This window comes from Synechococcus sp. UW106, from assembly GCF_900474015.1.
GTDB lineage: Bacteria > Cyanobacteriota > Cyanobacteriia > PCC-6307 > Cyanobiaceae > Parasynechococcus.
Genome location: NZ_UCNV01000001.1, coordinates 60,788 through 75,093 on the forward strand (window position 1 = coordinate 60,788; position 14,306 = coordinate 75,093).

General features: G+C 61.2%; 14 protein-coding genes. 6 read left to right on the top strand and 8 right to left on the bottom strand.

The features are described from left to right. Positions 1–38: 38 nt before the first annotated feature. Positions 39–2,021: an ARC6/PARC6 family protein gene (locus DXY30_RS00350; RefSeq protein ID WP_115092959.1), complete on the bottom strand. Its 1,983-nt coding sequence runs from the start codon at positions 2,019–2,021 to the stop codon at positions 39–41. Positions 2,022–2,122: 101 nt separating this feature from the next. On the opposite strand from DXY30_RS00350, the gene pdhA reads away from it, so the two are divergent. Next, complete coding sequence (gene pdhA, locus DXY30_RS00355; RefSeq protein ID WP_115092889.1) at positions 2,123–3,208, top strand: pyruvate dehydrogenase (acetyl-transferring) E1 component subunit alpha; 1,086 nt, start codon at positions 2,123–2,125, stop codon at positions 3,206–3,208. A 46-nt stretch (positions 3,209–3,254) separates the two neighbouring features. Here the strand turns inward: pdhA and DXY30_RS00360 are convergent, their stop codons facing one another. Further along, positions 3,255–4,196, bottom strand: a complete 942-nt coding sequence (locus DXY30_RS00360) for an RpoD/SigA family RNA polymerase sigma factor (protein WP_115023736.1) — start codon at positions 4,194–4,196, stop codon at positions 3,255–3,257. A gap of 174 nt (positions 4,197–4,370) precedes the next feature. After that, a complete protein-coding gene (locus DXY30_RS00365) occupies positions 4,371–5,894 on the bottom strand; it encodes an NAD(P)H-hydrate epimerase (protein WP_115092890.1) in 1,524 nt (507 codons plus the stop codon). 51 nt (positions 5,895–5,945) lie between these two features. Between DXY30_RS00365 and mnmA the strand changes: the two genes are divergently transcribed. Beyond that, positions 5,946–7,097: a tRNA 2-thiouridine(34) synthase MnmA gene (gene mnmA / locus DXY30_RS00370; RefSeq protein WP_115092891.1), complete on the top strand. Its 1,152-nt coding sequence runs from the start codon at positions 5,946–5,948 to the stop codon at positions 7,095–7,097. On the opposite strand, the gene lnt is transcribed toward mnmA, so the two are convergent. Then, the gene (lnt, locus tag DXY30_RS00375) at positions 7,049–8,464 is read right to left on the bottom strand and encodes an apolipoprotein N-acyltransferase (protein ID WP_115092892.1); all 1,416 of its coding nucleotides are present in this window, start codon (positions 8,462–8,464) and stop codon (positions 7,049–7,051) included. The genes mnmA and lnt overlap by 49 nt on opposite strands. Before the next feature lie 53 nt (positions 8,465–8,517). Between lnt and DXY30_RS00380 the strand changes: the two genes are divergently transcribed. Genes DXY30_RS00380 through sodX form a run of 4 tightly spaced genes read left to right on the top strand, consistent with a single transcriptional unit; the run spans position 8,518 to position 10,397 of the window. After that, the gene (locus tag DXY30_RS00380) at positions 8,518–8,847 is read left to right on the top strand and encodes a phasin family protein (protein WP_115023741.1); all 330 of its coding nucleotides are present in this window, start codon (positions 8,518–8,520) and stop codon (positions 8,845–8,847) included. A gap of 51 nt (positions 8,848–8,898) precedes the next feature. Beyond that, positions 8,899–9,498 (top strand): FKBP-type peptidyl-prolyl cis-trans isomerase, encoded by a 600-nt coding sequence (locus tag DXY30_RS00385; RefSeq protein WP_115092893.1) that lies wholly within the window; start codon positions 8,899–8,901, stop codon positions 9,496–9,498. Between the two features lie 42 nt (positions 9,499–9,540). Continuing rightward, positions 9,541–10,014 (top strand): superoxide dismutase, Ni, encoded by a 474-nt coding sequence (sodN, locus tag DXY30_RS00390; protein WP_115092894.1) that lies wholly within the window; start codon positions 9,541–9,543, stop codon positions 10,012–10,014. 50 nt (positions 10,015–10,064) lie between these two features. Beyond that, positions 10,065–10,397 (top strand): nickel-type superoxide dismutase maturation protease, encoded by a 333-nt coding sequence (gene sodX, locus DXY30_RS00395; protein ID WP_115092895.1) that lies wholly within the window; start codon positions 10,065–10,067, stop codon positions 10,395–10,397. Here sodX and DXY30_RS00400 read toward each other — a convergent pair. Genes DXY30_RS00400 through DXY30_RS00415 form a run of 4 tightly spaced genes read right to left on the bottom strand, consistent with a single transcriptional unit; the run spans position 10,380 to position 14,257 of the window. Then, positions 10,380–11,048 (bottom strand): hydantoin utilization protein A, encoded by a 669-nt coding sequence (locus DXY30_RS00400; RefSeq protein WP_115092896.1) that lies wholly within the window; start codon positions 11,046–11,048, stop codon positions 10,380–10,382. The two genes, sodX and DXY30_RS00400, sit on opposite strands and share 18 nt — an antisense overlap. 56 nt (positions 11,049–11,104) lie before the next feature. Next, complete coding sequence (gene trpC / locus DXY30_RS00405; RefSeq protein WP_115092897.1) at positions 11,105–11,989, bottom strand: indole-3-glycerol phosphate synthase TrpC; 885 nt, start codon at positions 11,987–11,989, stop codon at positions 11,105–11,107. 40 nt (positions 11,990–12,029) lie between these two features. Continuing rightward, positions 12,030–13,472, bottom strand: coding sequence for a dihydrolipoyl dehydrogenase (gene lpdA, locus DXY30_RS00410; RefSeq protein WP_115092898.1), 1,443 nt, complete (start codon positions 13,470–13,472; stop codon positions 12,030–12,032). After that, the gene (locus DXY30_RS00415) at positions 13,469–14,257 is read right to left on the bottom strand and encodes an RNA methyltransferase (protein WP_244281179.1); all 789 of its coding nucleotides are present in this window, start codon (positions 14,255–14,257) and stop codon (positions 13,469–13,471) included. Before DXY30_RS00415 ends, lpdA begins: the two co-directional genes overlap by 4 nt. Positions 14,258–14,306 lie beyond the last annotated feature (49 nt).

The window sequence follows — 14,306 nt, forward strand, 5'->3', positions numbered from 1 at the left end:
ATCAATGAAGTGATCGTAAAAAGCGACGGTCCTGCTACTCAGGATCCCGGCATGTAGTCATGCAAACGCCATTGGGTGCCGTCCCTGCCGAGCACATAGGTCACGCTGAAATCACTCGGTGCTGTCTCTTCGATGACCGCACCATCAGCACCCTGGAGACGATCGCTGTAGGCCACCTGGGCCCGCAGCTCAATTCTCAGAGGTTTTCTGTCCAACACCTCGATGCTGGTAATTGAGGCATCAATCGACTTAGACCGCCCTGCGGCCGCGTCAACGGCCCGTTCACGCTCCACGCGCTTCAACAGGGGGTCCCTCGCCACGACGGAGAGGTCCGCCGGCTGACCGGACAAAGCCAATGCCTTGGCATCGAGCCATCCCTGCACCAAAGCCTGCAGCTCCGCTTCCGTCGGCGCATCGCTCATGAGCGGTTTTGAGGGAGCGGAGGGCCGGAGGGCCGGCTTCAGGCTCGCGACGGGCTCATCGGCCGGCTGCGCTGGAGAAGCGCCGATCCTTACTTGCTCTTCAACCTCGTTCTCTTCAACCTCCTCTTCAACCTCCGTGGTTTCTGAAGCCGTTTCCGGTACCAGTGGCGCGTAATCCAAATTGCGTCTGACGAGGGCGAGGCCTCCAACGGCGATCCCGAGCAGAGCAAGAGCCGCAGCAGCAGGACGAACCCAGCGTTGCTGCCAGAACGGCAGCCGCACGGACACGTCGTCGGACTCAGCATCCGGATCCGGTTCACCCAGGTCGAACGAGGAATCGAGTGATGCCGTCCCTGCTGTTGACCAGTCCAGGGGCACCTCTTCGGTAAGGGGCTGGCGCGAGGCCTTGCGATCAAGACGATCGACGTAACCCTGCACATCACGATCGGCAAACCAGGCATCCAGGTCAGCAACCGATGCGTCGACATCGCGATAACCGGGCAAGACATCGCGCTCAAGCCAGGCTCGGCAGTACTCACATTGGGCAGCCAGCCGGTCACCGGGATGATTCAGGAACCAGGCCTGCAGGTCTGCATCACGCAGAACAGCGAAGTGCCGCTCAGCATCCTTGACGTTGCCCAACAGCAGATCCAGACAGCCCATCAGCGGCATGGGGTCGAGGTCGGCATTGGCAAGCGTTTGTATCAGCTCGCGGGCCTGCTCGAGGAACTCGGGCTTACGCCGCGAGAAACCAGCGGCGGTCAGCGCCAGAACCGTGAGGAAACCAGCATCAGCAGCGCCTCCCTCAAACCAGCGACTGAACAGATCGATCTGCTCCTGAACCGTCAAAAAGCGACGGATCTGGTGAAAAAACGATTCGAAATCGGCCTGAGTCAGGCTTCCTTGGTGATCGCTATCAACGTCGGTAGCCTCCAGACCACCACGGGCCACGACCAACTCATCCAGCAGGGTCAAGCCCCGTTGGTGTGAGTCCTGATCACCAAGATCACGGCTGAGCAGATCCAGAATCCGGAAGGGTGTGAGCGCCTGCAACGCGTCTTCCAGCAGGCGCTGCTGATCGGGCAGCTTGCCCATCCGCTGTTGCAGCTGGATGCCGTCGATCAGCAGTTGAGCGGCCGACTCATAGCGACGTTGGTCCTGCTCCTCCAGCGCTGCATCGCGACATGCCAGGGCAGCCAGGAGAGTCAGATCCGCTTCACGGCCGCTGCCAAGGGCTGGTGCCTGAGGAGGCTGGAGCCCCTGCCGTGCCAGTTGAAAAGCCTCAACAGCTCCGTGGGCCTCCCAGAGCAGAATCAGACCGGCCACCTCGCTGCTGGTCGGGAGATCCAACCCCACCGTTCCGTTCGGATGGGATTCACTGAGGCGTAGCAAGGCAGCTTCGTAGTCAGCCCTATCGGAGGGGTCGGTCAGCAGGTCGGCGGATCGACGAAGGAGGTCGGCCCGCTGGAGCAGGGCTTCGTGGGTGAATCCCTGGTCCGGCGGACTGTCGCAACGGGTTTGCAACCGGCGCAGAATCGCTTCTGGCTCTGCCGATGGACTGACGCCCAGGAGTCGGAAATGATCAATGGGCAGATCCAACAGCAACGCTGCGAGGAGACGCGGATCTTAGTCAGTGTCTGGGGTTTTGCCCATCGCTCATCGGCTGGCCCTTAAAGTTGACTCCAAACCATTAGGTGGACATGGGTCAGGACCTCGCTGTCGATTCCGCTCCGATTGGCACTGCGACTGCTGGTCCCCACGCCGAACGGCTCTCAAAACTGGTCACAGCACAACGGGCCAGCGTGGACCGGAACACCGGCCTTGATCTCTACAGGGACATGACCCTGGGCAGGCGCTTCGAGGACAAATGCGCCGAGATGTACTACCGCGGCAAGATGTTCGGCTTTGTTCATCTGTACAACGGTCAGGAAGCTGTCAGCACCGGTGTGATTGGTGCCATGAAGCGTCAGCACGACTGGTTCTGCAGCACATACCGCGATCACGTCCATGCCTTGAGCGCCGGCGTCCCCGCCCGCGAGGTCATGAGTGAACTCTTCGGCAAAGAGACCGGTTGCAGCAAAGGTCGAGGCGGTTCGATGCACCTTTTTTCCAAGGAGCATCACCTGCTTGGTGGTTTTGCCTTCATCGCTGAAGGGATCCCCGTGGCGCTCGGGTCGGCCTTCACCAGCCGGTACAAACGCGATGCCCTCGGCGATGCATCCAGCAACGCAGTGACTGCTGCGTTCTTCGGCGATGGAACCTGCAATAACGGTCAGTTTTTCGAGTGCATGAACATGGCGCAGTTGTGGAAGCTGCCGATCATTTTCGTGGTCGAAAACAACAAGTGGGCCATCGGCATGTCCCACGACCGGGCAACCAGTGATCCAGAGATCTGGCGCAAGGCAAGCTCCTTCGGGATGGCCGGCGAGGAAGTGGATGGAATGGACGTTCTGGCGGTGCGGGCAGCAGCCCAACGGGCCGTGGAACGGGCCAGGGCCGGAGAAGGTCCGACCCTGTTGGAATGCTTGACCTATCGCTTCCGTGGGCACTCCCTCGCTGATCCAGACGAACTGCGCGCGGAGGAGGAAAAGCAGTTCTGGGCCAAGCGTGATCCCCTCAAGGCTCTGGAGCGGGATCTGACAGACGCAGGCCTGGTCAACAGCGATGAACTACGCGCGATCGAGAAGGACATCGACGGAATCGTTCAGGACTGTGTTGACTTCGCCCTCTCAGCACCAGAACCGGACCCATCGGAACTCACGCGCTACATCTGGGCTGAAGACTGATTCAGCTGAACTGGTTCCGTTTTAAAGAAGCCGGCTCCGAGCCGGCTCAGATGCCGCTCGGAAGTCGACGGGTGAGATTGCGCAGCTTCCGCAAGGCCTTCAGTTCAACTTGACGGACACGCTCCCTGGACACTTCCATGAGACGTCCGATTTCAGCGAGGGTGTGACGTTCATTGCCCTCAAGCCCGAAGCGCATGCGTAAAACGTGCTGCTCCTGCTCGCTCAAGTGACTCAGCCAGCGACCCAGTTGTTCGTGATGAATCCGCTGCTCCACGATGTCGAGAGGTTCATCGAGGGATGAATCAGCGATCAGATCACCGAGGAAGCTGCGACCCTCCTCGCCGTTGACTGGAGCATCCAGGCTGCTGGTGGTGAGGGCTTGGCGCAGCAGCGAATCGAGCTCATCCAAGGGAATATCCATGGCTTCAGCGATCTCCACGCGGCTGGGCATGGCGCCGAGCTTGTGGGCGAGATCAAGGCTGACCTTACGGATCGTGGTGAGCCGCTCACTCAGGTGAACCGGCAGTCGAATCGTGCGCGACTGACAAGCAATGGCTCGGGTCATGCTCTGGCGGATCCACCAGAAGGCATAAGTGGAAAATTTGTAACCCCGGGTTGGATCAAATTTTTCAACAGCACGCTCCAGCCCGAGGGATCCCTCCTGAATCAGATCGAGCAATTCAAGACCCTTGCCCTGATATTTCTTGGCAACACTGACAACTAAACGAAGGTTGGCCTTCATCATCCGCTCTTTGGCGCGCCGACCGATCCTCAGGAGACGACGCTGCGCCGTAGTGAGTTCTCCATCCGCAAACTCGCGGGAGCCGTCTTCGGTGAGGGCCATCATGGCTTGCACCTGATTGCCCAGCTCGATTTCCTCAGCTGGTGTGAGAAGAGGGATTCTGCCAATGGTGGCGAGGTACCAACTGACAGGGTCGCTGCTGCGCCGACGTTGAGTCTCCAGCGGCTTGGATGCGGTGGACACCATGGGTGCTGCGGAAGTGAGATGACTTTCCTACGAACAGAAAGAATGTCGATGTGTTTTCAGCAACCCTTCAGATTCAGAACAGCAAATCGAAACATTTCAGATTCGCGAAAGATTTAAAACCAGCAAAAGCTCTTTGGACACAAGCAAGCCGAGTGAACAAAAAGAGTCATTTGTTCAGACTTTGTTGAACATCGTTGTTTGCTTTTTCTGACACCGCGCTGCAAGGATTTTCAAACAATCCGCAATCGCCGAAGCATCACTTGATTGAGCACGACGTGCCGCCAAACCATGCAAAGCCGTGCTAGCAACAAAGCTTTCAAGCCCTGGCTGCTGCTGTGCCGCGATGACCTGGGCACCCCAACCAGTCACAAAACCGGCCAGCAGGTCGCCTAGTCCAGTGCGAGCAACCCGAGGAGACGTGCCTGTCAGCACAACCGCCGCACCCGACGAATCCGCCAGCACCGAATGCGCACCCTTCAGCAAAATGCAACAACGGCTGCAGCGTGCTGCTGCGATCACCCTCTCCAGCGCATCACCCTCGCCACATTCAGGAAACAAACGCGCGAACTCAGCAGCGTGGGGTGTCAGCCAGGTTGGACCCTGACGCTGCAACAGCCAGCGCCACCCCTCCGGACTGGACGCCAGGGCATTGATCCCATCTGCATCGAGCACCAGCAAACCAGCGACGGTGCGCAGTTGCTCCGACCACGGGTTCCACCACCGAGAGGGGTTGCCAAGCCCGGGACCGACCAACACCGCATCCAGCCGGTCTGGAATCACCCCCTCCTCCAGTTGCATCACCTCCGGCAACACCTGCCACAAATTCGATTGAAGACAGGGCGGCACAACGGCCTGAACGCAGCCGCAGCCACTGGCCATAGCCACCCGCAGCGCGAGATGTGCTGCACCGGGGTAGCGATCACTGCCCGCCACCACCAGACAGCGGCCCCGTTCGTACTTCATCGCTATGGGCGGCAGCGCTGGTAACGGGGCCGCACAGGCCTCTCCCACCGGCAGGCGGCGTGGCAAGACCGCAGCGGCGTTGCCCATCACCGCAGGCGGCAACCCCAGATCAATCCGCACCAACGCCCCAACCCAAGGACGGGCTGGGTCCAGACACAACCCGCGCTTCAACCAGCCAACGCTGAGGGTGACCGAAGCACAGGCCGCCTGCTCCCCCAACACAGTTCCGTGGTCCGAACAAAGACCTGACGGCATATCCAGGCTGATCAGAGCACCAGGCTGCATCTGCTGTCGGCGCCGAAACAGATCTGCCAAGCAGTCGGGCAGCGCCCTGCTCTGGCCAAGCCCGAAGATCGCGTCCAGCCACAGCGCTGCGTCGGCTGGATCCGGGTCTTGACGCAGGCGCCGAAGACCGAGCCACTCCCCATGGCGCAGATGATCAGCGGTGAGTTGCTTGCGAATGGCAAGGGGACACCACAGCGAGACCTCAATGCCAGCCAGATGCAACTCCCTCGCCACCACAAGGCCATCGCCACCGTTGTGGCCCGGCCCGACCAAAACCAACACGCCATTCCGCAGCAGATCCCGGCGCTTCAGCAGCCAAGAAGCCATCGCAAGCCCCACCTTCTCCATCAATGCGGCGACGGGCATTCCGCTGTCGAACAGGCTCTGTTCCAGACCCCGCATGGACGAGGCATCCACGAGCAGATGATCGGAATCAGCGGGAGGCCACACCACTCGCAGGTTGCCGGGACCTCACTATGGAGAGAACTCCCTGCGCCGCCCATGGCCATCGGATCCACCACAAACCGCGCTGGTGAGGCCGCTCTTGAGCGTCTCAGGCAATGGCCTGGAGAGCATCGCGTGGCCGTTGGTCTCTCCGGCGGTGTCGACAGTTCCCTAACAGCGGCGCTGCTGGTGGAAGCGGGTTGGCAGGTGGAAGGCCTGACCCTTTGGCTAATGAGCGGCAAAGGTGCCTGTTGCGCTGAAGGACTGGTGGATGCGGCCGGCATCTGTGAACAGCTGGGCATTCCCCACCACGTGGTGGACACGCGGGAGACGTTCCAACAGGAGATCGTCCAACGGCTGGTGGACGGCTACCGCGATGGGATCACGCCACTGCCCTGCTCCCAATGCAATCGGTCGGTGAAATTTGGACCGATGCTCAATTGGGCCCTCCAAGAGCGGAACCTGCCCCGCATCGCCACCGGCCACTACGCCCGGATCCGTCATGGGGGCGATCAACAGCGTCATCAGTTGCTGCGAGGCCTCGACGGTCGCAAGGACCAGAGCTATTTCCTCTACGACCTTCCCCAAGAGGTCTTGGGACGCATCGTTTTTCCCTTGGGAGAACTAACGAAGCCCGACACGCGGCTCGAAGCCGCCCGACACGGTCTACGTACTGCAGAAAAACCAGAAAGCCAGGATCTCTGCCTGGCGGACCACCACGGATCCATGCGGGCTTTCCTGGATGCCTATCTGCCACCCCGCCAAGGGGAGATCGTGCTGGCCGATGGAACCGTTGTGGGCGAGCACGACGGCATCGAACACTTCACCATTGGTCAGCGCAAGGGGCTGGGTGTGGCCTGGCGAGAGCCGCTTCACGTCATCCGCCTAGACGCTGCGCTGAATCGGGTGGTCGTCGCTCCTCGCGCCGAAGCGGGCCGAGACAGCTGCGTGGTGGGCGCGGTGAACTGGGTCTCAATCGACCCCATCCAGGCCCCACAAAACATTGAGGTTCAGGTGCGTTATCGCAGTGCACCGGTGCGTGCAGAGCTGGTCCCCCTGGAGGCCACCGAGGCGGATCAGCAACGGGAGCGGCCTCACCGCTGCCGTTTGACCTTTGAAGAGGAGCAGTTCTCCATCACCCCAGGACAAGCTGCGGTCTTCTACGACGGTGAAGTCGTGCTCGGTGGAGGGCTGATCCAACGGGAGTAAGCCGTGGCGCGCTTACGAACCTGAATGACGGTCTGCGCCACGCCGGGAGCCTCAGGTGGAAGCAACCATTCCACCCTTCCATCAGCCGAAATCAGCGCACTCGGACCGGTGTTGCCAACGCTGAGCAAATCGCGTCCGCTCTCGATCGCCCTTAACTGCGCCAGAGCCAGGAACTGCTTCTGCAACTGACGGGGATAAGGGTCGAGGTTGGCAATCGCGAGGAGCCAGGTCGCGCCATTTGCAGCGGCACGTGCCAGTGCCAGGCCATCAGCAATCTCATAACAAATGGCCACAGCAGCCGGGGGCTCAACCACGGCCATCGTGCGGGGAGCCGGGCCAGGGGCCAAGCCACCCACCGCAGACAATCCCGCCGTCAGGCCGGCCGGCAGCGGGGGCATCCATTCCCCGATCGGCACCAAACGATGCTTATCCGCCAGGGGAACGGGAAACCGGTCCGGTGGCTCGTACAGCAACAGAGAACTGCGTTGCTGACCTCGCACCCAACGAAATCCACCACTGATCAGGGGAATGTCTGGAGCCTCCGGCGGCACCAGAAAATTCGCAGGCAGAGCCCCTTCCGGAGCCACCACAGCGACAACGTCGTTCTTCTCCAGCTGACGCATCGCATCCACCAGAGCCATTGGAAGAGCCTGTTGACGCTCCAGCTCGAATTTTTCTCGTGTAGGGACGGCGGGTTGCCAGACCCCCATTGCGACGGACCCGACCGACGGCGGCGTCGCCCACAACAGCAGGCTCCCCAACCCATGGGCCAGAAGCACACTGGCCAATCCGAGCAAGCCCCAGCGACGCCAAGCCGCGGGTTGCTCGAACAGCGCCAGCAGGCAACAGCCCCACCACAACTGCAGCAACGTCAACCCTCCGGAGCCGAACCAGCGGGCCACCCCCGCCAAGGGGCGGTCCCACGGCAGGGTGGTGCCGCCGACGCCGATCCAGAACAGCGGTGCCCCCGACAGCACCAGCTCGGCCAGGGCCCAGAGCCCAGCCAGCAGCATCAACCGCACGGGACGCGGCCAGCGGCGAGGCAGCCGCCCCGCCAGCACAGACCAGCCGGCGACGAGCAGAGCGGCAAGGATGCCGCAGGCCAGCCAGAGGGACAGCGCCACAGGCAGGCTGAGCGCGGTGGGGACTCCCATCCAGGTGAGCGGATGCAGGGCTAGCAACCAGCCGTGGCTGATCAAAACGGCCAGCAGAGCCCAAAAAGCCGACCAACGGGGGCGCTCAGCCACGGACCAGAGCAGCGCCAGAGCAGGAACCATCAGCAGTGGCCCGCCCAGGGATGGAGCCACTCCAGCCAGAACGCCCCCGAGCAGAGCGCGCCATCCGGGATGCAGTTGGTGATTGCCCATGGTCAGCAGTCCCGGCCGGGGGCATCCTGGATCGGACCCGCCCGCCTGTCGCTATGGATCCCGCGAATCCTCTTCAGCAGTTGCTGCTCCGCGGCCTGGGGACGACCACCCTCGTAGCTGAACGTCTACGAGGCGTCACCCAGAACTGGGTCAGCAGTGGCCGGCTTGATCCGAATGAAGCCTCCGCCCTGGTGGATGACGTGCTCAAGGCACTCCGCGGTGAAACGCCCGAACTGGAGCAGCAGATGGGGCGCAACCTGGAAAGAAATCGCGACAACCTGCTCCAGGATTTTGGCGTTCCCAGTCAGAAGGAAGTGGATGAACTGCGAGGACGCATTGATCGGCTTGAGCAGCAGCTGCGGCAGATGAACCGGCCTGAGTGAACACCGGCGATGCGGACCAGAGGCCAGAATTAGAGCAACAGAAGCCTTTCCGTGCGCGACATCATCATCAGCACAACGGTCTGCGTGGCCTGCCTTCTCCTGGCCTTGGTCAGCCAGATCGTGGCCCCCTCAACTGTTGACGCCGCCCCCGTACAGCCAGCTGCCGTGCGGTCCGAGGCTTCGAAACCACAACGGGCCTTGAGCTTCGAACTCGACCCCGACGACCCCAATCCGACCCTGTTTGCCATGGCCAACGATTCCGCTCGCGCCGACGCTTCGGCCCTCGGCGGCCCGCTCGATGCCCCTGACACCACCATCACAGCCAGTGGTCTGAAAATCACTGAGCTGGAGGTGGGCACAGGTGAGGAGGCAAGTCCAGGCCAGACGGTGGTGGTGCACTACCGCGGCACCCTGGAGGACGGACAGCAGTTCGATGCCAGCTACGACCGGGGCACCCCCTTCAGCTTCCCCCTTGGTGCTGGCCGGGTGATCAAAGGATGGGATGAAGGTGTCGCTGGAATGAAAGTGGGCGGAAAACGCAAGCTGGTGATCCCCTCCGACCTGGCCTATGGCACCCGAGGCGCCGGTGGGGTGATTCCTCCCAATGCAACCTTGATTTTCGAGGTGGAACTGCTCGACGTGAAGAAGTGAGCGGAAGCTAGGCTCAATCCAAGCCAATTCCGCTCTGAACCGATGCTGCGCACGGCCCTTTCCGCCATTGCATATGCCCTTCCTGCCCCCGTGGCAGAAGCCCATTGCGACGGTCCTTGTGGTGTTTACGACCCGGCTTCCGCTCGTGTGGCAGCCGAAGCAGTGCTGTCCATGACCAAGAAGCTGAAGGGCCTTGAGGCCCCCGCCGCTGGTGACGCGGCTGCCTTGGCCGCCTACAATAACACCTTCGGTCGCTACGTCGCCATTAAGGAAGAGGAAGCACAGAAGACCAAGAAAGAGTTGTTGATCCTCTGGACCGACTACTTCAAGCCCGACCACCTGGCCACCTTCCCTGATCTGCACGACACCTTCTGGAAAGCAGCCAAGCTCTGCAGCGCCTGCAAGGTGAACATCGATCAGGCCAAGGCAGAGGAGCTGATGGCCGCCGTTGAAAAAATCCACGGCATGTTCTGGCAGTCCAAGGGTCGTTCCGACGCCTGGGTCACCGCATCCTGAGTTCGAACAGGTCCAATGCCCCTATCGCAGCAGCAGGCCTTCGGGATCTGTTGCTGCTTTTTTGTGGGCGTCGGCTACTGCTACGCATCGAAGGACGATCGATGCAGCCCACCCTTGAACCGGGAGATCGTGTCCTGGTCAGGCGTCTGGGCTCGAACTCGACCCTGCATTTGGGATCCGTGCTCGTGACATGGCATCCTCAGCGATCGGACATTCGTCTGATCAAACGCCTGAACAGAATTGAACCCAACGGGTTGTGGTTGCTGGGAGATCACCAAGCCGAAAGCACCGATAGCCGCCAACTCGGGACGGTGGCGACAAGCTTGCTGATCGGGGAGGTGGTGGCTCGTCTCACCACCAGAGGTTCAGAACAAGACCGGTGAGGTCTTCTGAAGCCAGATCGCCCCAGTGATGATCGAAAGAGCTCCGGTGCCACCAACAAGGAAAGGCATCAGCCGGGCACCACTGCGCAGGGTGAGGAAGGACACCACCGAAACCACGGCCACCATGGCGCCGATGGATCCAAGCAGATAAGCCACCAAATAGCCCACAGCAGCGTGAGGCGGCAGAGCCAGGGCAGGAATCACCGCCAGCAGGTGACTGGCACCCGCCAATCCATGCAGCAAGCCCAGCCCTGAGGATGCATGGACGTGACGGCGGTGGTTACTGGCACCGCGCACATGCAGGTGGAGATGACGATGCTCATGGGAACCGTCATGAAGATGATCATGGGAGTGCAGTTCAAGACCGAACGCGGTGCGGACCGCCAGAGCACCCACCACCAGCAGGGCCACACCCACAAGGAATTCCGCCCAAGACGACATGGCCTCCACATGGGCCAGGTCTTTGAGGCCGATGGCGATCAGGGCCAGAACCACGACTCCGGCGGAGTGACCGGCCCCCCAGGCCATGGCATGCCGAAAGGCGGACAAAGGCTTGTTCAGGGAGAAGGGCGCCATCGCCACCAGGTGGTCTGCACCACCCACCACATGCACGGCCCCGGCGGCAATGCCGGTCAAAAGGCTAATCAGCACAAAGAACCGCCTGAATGTCTCAATTCTGCATCAGCAGGAAGAAGGCACCGGCGTTATCAAGCCTGGATTAGTTGCACCAGACCCGCCTCAATATCCGGCTGCCGCATGAGAGCTTCCCCCACAAGCACCGCACCTGCACCGGCGGACTGAACCCGATCGAGATCAGCACGGCTGAACAGACCCGACTCACTCACAAGCAGCGCCTCCTCTTGCTTCAAGCGGTCATCGAATTCGTTGAGCAGCCGCTCAGTCGTACCGAGATCCGTCTCGAAGCTGGTGAGATCGCGATTGTTGATTCCGATCAAGGGGAACCCGCCAATGTTGAGCACCCGGTCCAGTTCACTGGCGTCGTGGACTTCCATCAGCACCGTGAGGTCCAGAGCCGCTGCGGCCTTGTTCAGATAGCGAAGATCCTGGTCCGACAGGATGGCAGCGATCAGCAGCACCGCATCAGCCCCCGCGGCCCTGGCCTGAAACAGCTGATACGGACTGAGCACAAACTCCTTGCAGAGCAGAGGAAGGTCGACGGCCCGGCGAACCTCCACCAAAACATCGAAGCCCCCCTGAAAAAAGGTCTTGTCGGTGAGCACCGAGAGACAACTCGCGCCGCCGGCGGCATAGGCCTTGGCAATCGCGACCGGATCAAAATCCTCGCGAATCACTCCTTTGCTGGGACTCGCTTTTTTGACCTCAGCAATCACCGCCGGTTTCTTGGCGGCAGCCTGAAGAGCTCCAAGAAAATCCTTCGTAGGAGGCAGCTTGGCAATCTGCTGCTTCAGCTTGTCCAGGGGGACCTTGTCGCGGGCCGCATCAATCTCACGGTCTTTTTCCCAGACAATTTTCTCGAGGATGTGACGCGGCTCCTCTTCATCGTGAGGCACCGCATATTCGAGATGAGCAACCCTCACCTTGGGATTGGGGGGACGACGGCGGAACTCCATGGATCAGGGCAAAGCTTGAACGAGAAACGGGTGCGTGGGCTCAGGCGGCCAACTGGGCGGCAGCCTGTTTGTAAGCAACTTCCACCACCTCACTAAGGGTGGGGTGTGTGTGCACTTCAGTGGCGAGCTGACGAACGCTCTGACGCCGGGCGACAGCATTGGCCACCTCCTGGATCAGATCAGCGGCATGAAGCCCATAGATGTGGGCCCCCAGCACTTCACCACTCGACTTGTTGAAGAGCAGCTTCATCAGGCCGTCACTGTCCAGTTCAGCCAGAGCTTTGGAATTGGCTTTGAAATAGCTGCGCACGGACCCGAGCTGAAACCCATCCTTCTCGGCCAGCGCTTTGGCATCCGCTTCGGTCAGACCCACTGAGCTGATCTCGGGATGGGTGAAGGTGGCTGCAGGAATGCTGCGGTAGTCGATCTCGCGCGCGTGGCCAAGGATGTTGTCCACGGCAACGGTGCCCTGCGCAGCAGCGGTGTGCGCCAGCATCAGCTTGCCGGTCACATCACCCACGGCCCAGAGATGGGGCAGCGGCTCACCGTTGACCAGCACCCGCATGGCGTCGTCAATCGGAACAAAGCCACGGTTCGTCTCCACATTGAGAGACTCCAAGTTGAGGCCCTTGCTGCTGGGAACGCGCCCCGTCGCCACCAGAACGGCATCCACCTCAAGGGTTTCCACCAGTTCACGGCTGTTGAAATCAGCCAGTTCGATCTGGACCGGACAGCCCGGGGTGACCTTGCGGGCCAGGACTCCGGAGCGTGCATCGATATCGCGTCCGTCAATCAAATGACGGCCAGCGATCTTGGCGATGTCTGGATCAAAGGTGGGCATCACCTTGTCCATCGCCTCAATCATCGACACTTCACAACCGAGAGCGGTGTACACATCAGCGAATTCAAGGCCGATGTAACCGCTGCCGATGATGGCAATCCAACGGGGTAGCCACTCCAGATTGATGGCCTCGTCACTGGTAAAGACCGTGCGGCCATCGGTTTCGATTCCAGGCGGCACAAAGGGGTCCGATCCTGTGGCGATGATGACGTCCTTGGCGGTCAGCACTCTGTCGACGCCGCTGGGTTCCCGCAGCCCGACTCTCTGGCTGCCCTCGAGACGGCCATGGCCCCTGAGGATTGTCACCCCAGCCCGTTCCAGGGTCTTGGTGAGATTGGTCCGGATGGTTTGAACGAGCTGATTGGCGTGATCAGCGATCTTTTGCCGCTCGAAACGCACAGGAGCGGCATGAATTCCAAAGCTCGACAAGTGCTTGTCGTCCGCCAGCTCCCGCACCTTTCCGCTGGCGGCAAGCAACGCTTTGGAGGGAACGCAGCCCCTGTTCACACAGGTGCCTCCCATGTCGCGGGATTCAACAATCGCCGTCTTCAGGCCATGGTCGGCGGCATGTTTGGCGGCATCGAAGCCGCCATAGCCGGCACCAATAACAATGACGTCGAAGTCGAAGCTGGCGTCGCTCACCCGAACTGCTGCGATGTGGCGGTCATTGTCGCTCTTCGCCGCTCCAGGAGGAGAGGAACCGCGGCAGACGCCACATTCAAGGATTCAACGCGTGAGCTGTGGGGAAGCGTGACGGCATGGGTACAGCAGGCCTGCAAATCCGGATGCAGGCCTGCACCCTCGGTTCCCAGCACTAGCGCCGTCGGCCGTCTCCAGTCGAGATCCCAGTAGGGAGATGGGGGATCACCTTTCGTCGGATCCGGTACCAGGGTGGCTACCACCTGCAATCCCGACGCCACCAGCTGCTGGAGTTGTTGCTGAAGCAGCTGGATCGCCATCTCTTCGCTGGGGCCAAAGCGTTGATGCGGCAGTTGAAGCAGAGCACCAGCAGACGCCCGCAGGACTTTCGTTCCCAGGGGGTCGACACCACCGCCCATCCAGACCGCGTTCACATCAGCGGCAAGCGCCGTCCGCAACAACGTGCCCAGATTGCCCGGATCCTGAATGCGATCCAGAACCAGGACGTAGTCCAACACTGACGGAACGGTGGGCAAAGCCTTCAGTGGGCTCAGGCAGGCGACGCCATCGGGTGTGACCGTTGTTAGCGCTGCCCGCAACACCTCATCGGTGACAATCCGCCATCGCGCCTGGGAACAACGTTCGGCGAGCGCAGGATGACGCTCCAGCCAGAGCTCCGTTGCGATGATTTCCTCCGGCGCCTTGCCTCGCGCCAGAAGCTCTTGCAAGAGATGGGTGCCCTCCAGGAGCAACAGCCCTTCGGCCTCACGCCCAACACGGGTAGCCAAGCTTCTAAGACGCTTGACCAAGGGATTGCGTCGGCTGCTGATCAGGGGG

Excerpts from the sequence above, each read along its gene's own strand:
- sodN (WP_115092894.1), top strand. The coding sequence starts at position 9,541 with ATGCTGCGCACGGCCCTTTCCGCCATTGCATATGCCCTTCCTGCCCCC.
- lnt (WP_115092892.1), bottom strand. The coding sequence starts at position 8,464 with ATGGGCAATCACCAACTGCATCCCGGATGGCGCGCTCTGCTCGGGGGC.
- mnmA (WP_115092891.1), top strand. The coding sequence starts at position 5,946 with ATGGCCATCGGATCCACCACAAACCGCGCTGGTGAGGCCGCTCTTGAG.
- DXY30_RS00360 (WP_115023736.1), bottom strand. The coding sequence starts at position 4,196 with ATGGTGTCCACCGCATCCAAGCCGCTGGAGACTCAACGTCGGCGCAGC.
- pdhA (WP_115092889.1), top strand. The coding sequence starts at position 2,123 with ATGGGTCAGGACCTCGCTGTCGATTCCGCTCCGATTGGCACTGCGACT.
- trpC (WP_115092897.1), bottom strand. The coding sequence starts at position 11,989 with ATGGAGTTCCGCCGTCGTCCCCCCAATCCCAAGGTGAGGGTTGCTCAT.
- DXY30_RS00380 (WP_115023741.1), top strand. The coding sequence starts at position 8,518 with ATGGATCCCGCGAATCCTCTTCAGCAGTTGCTGCTCCGCGGCCTGGGG.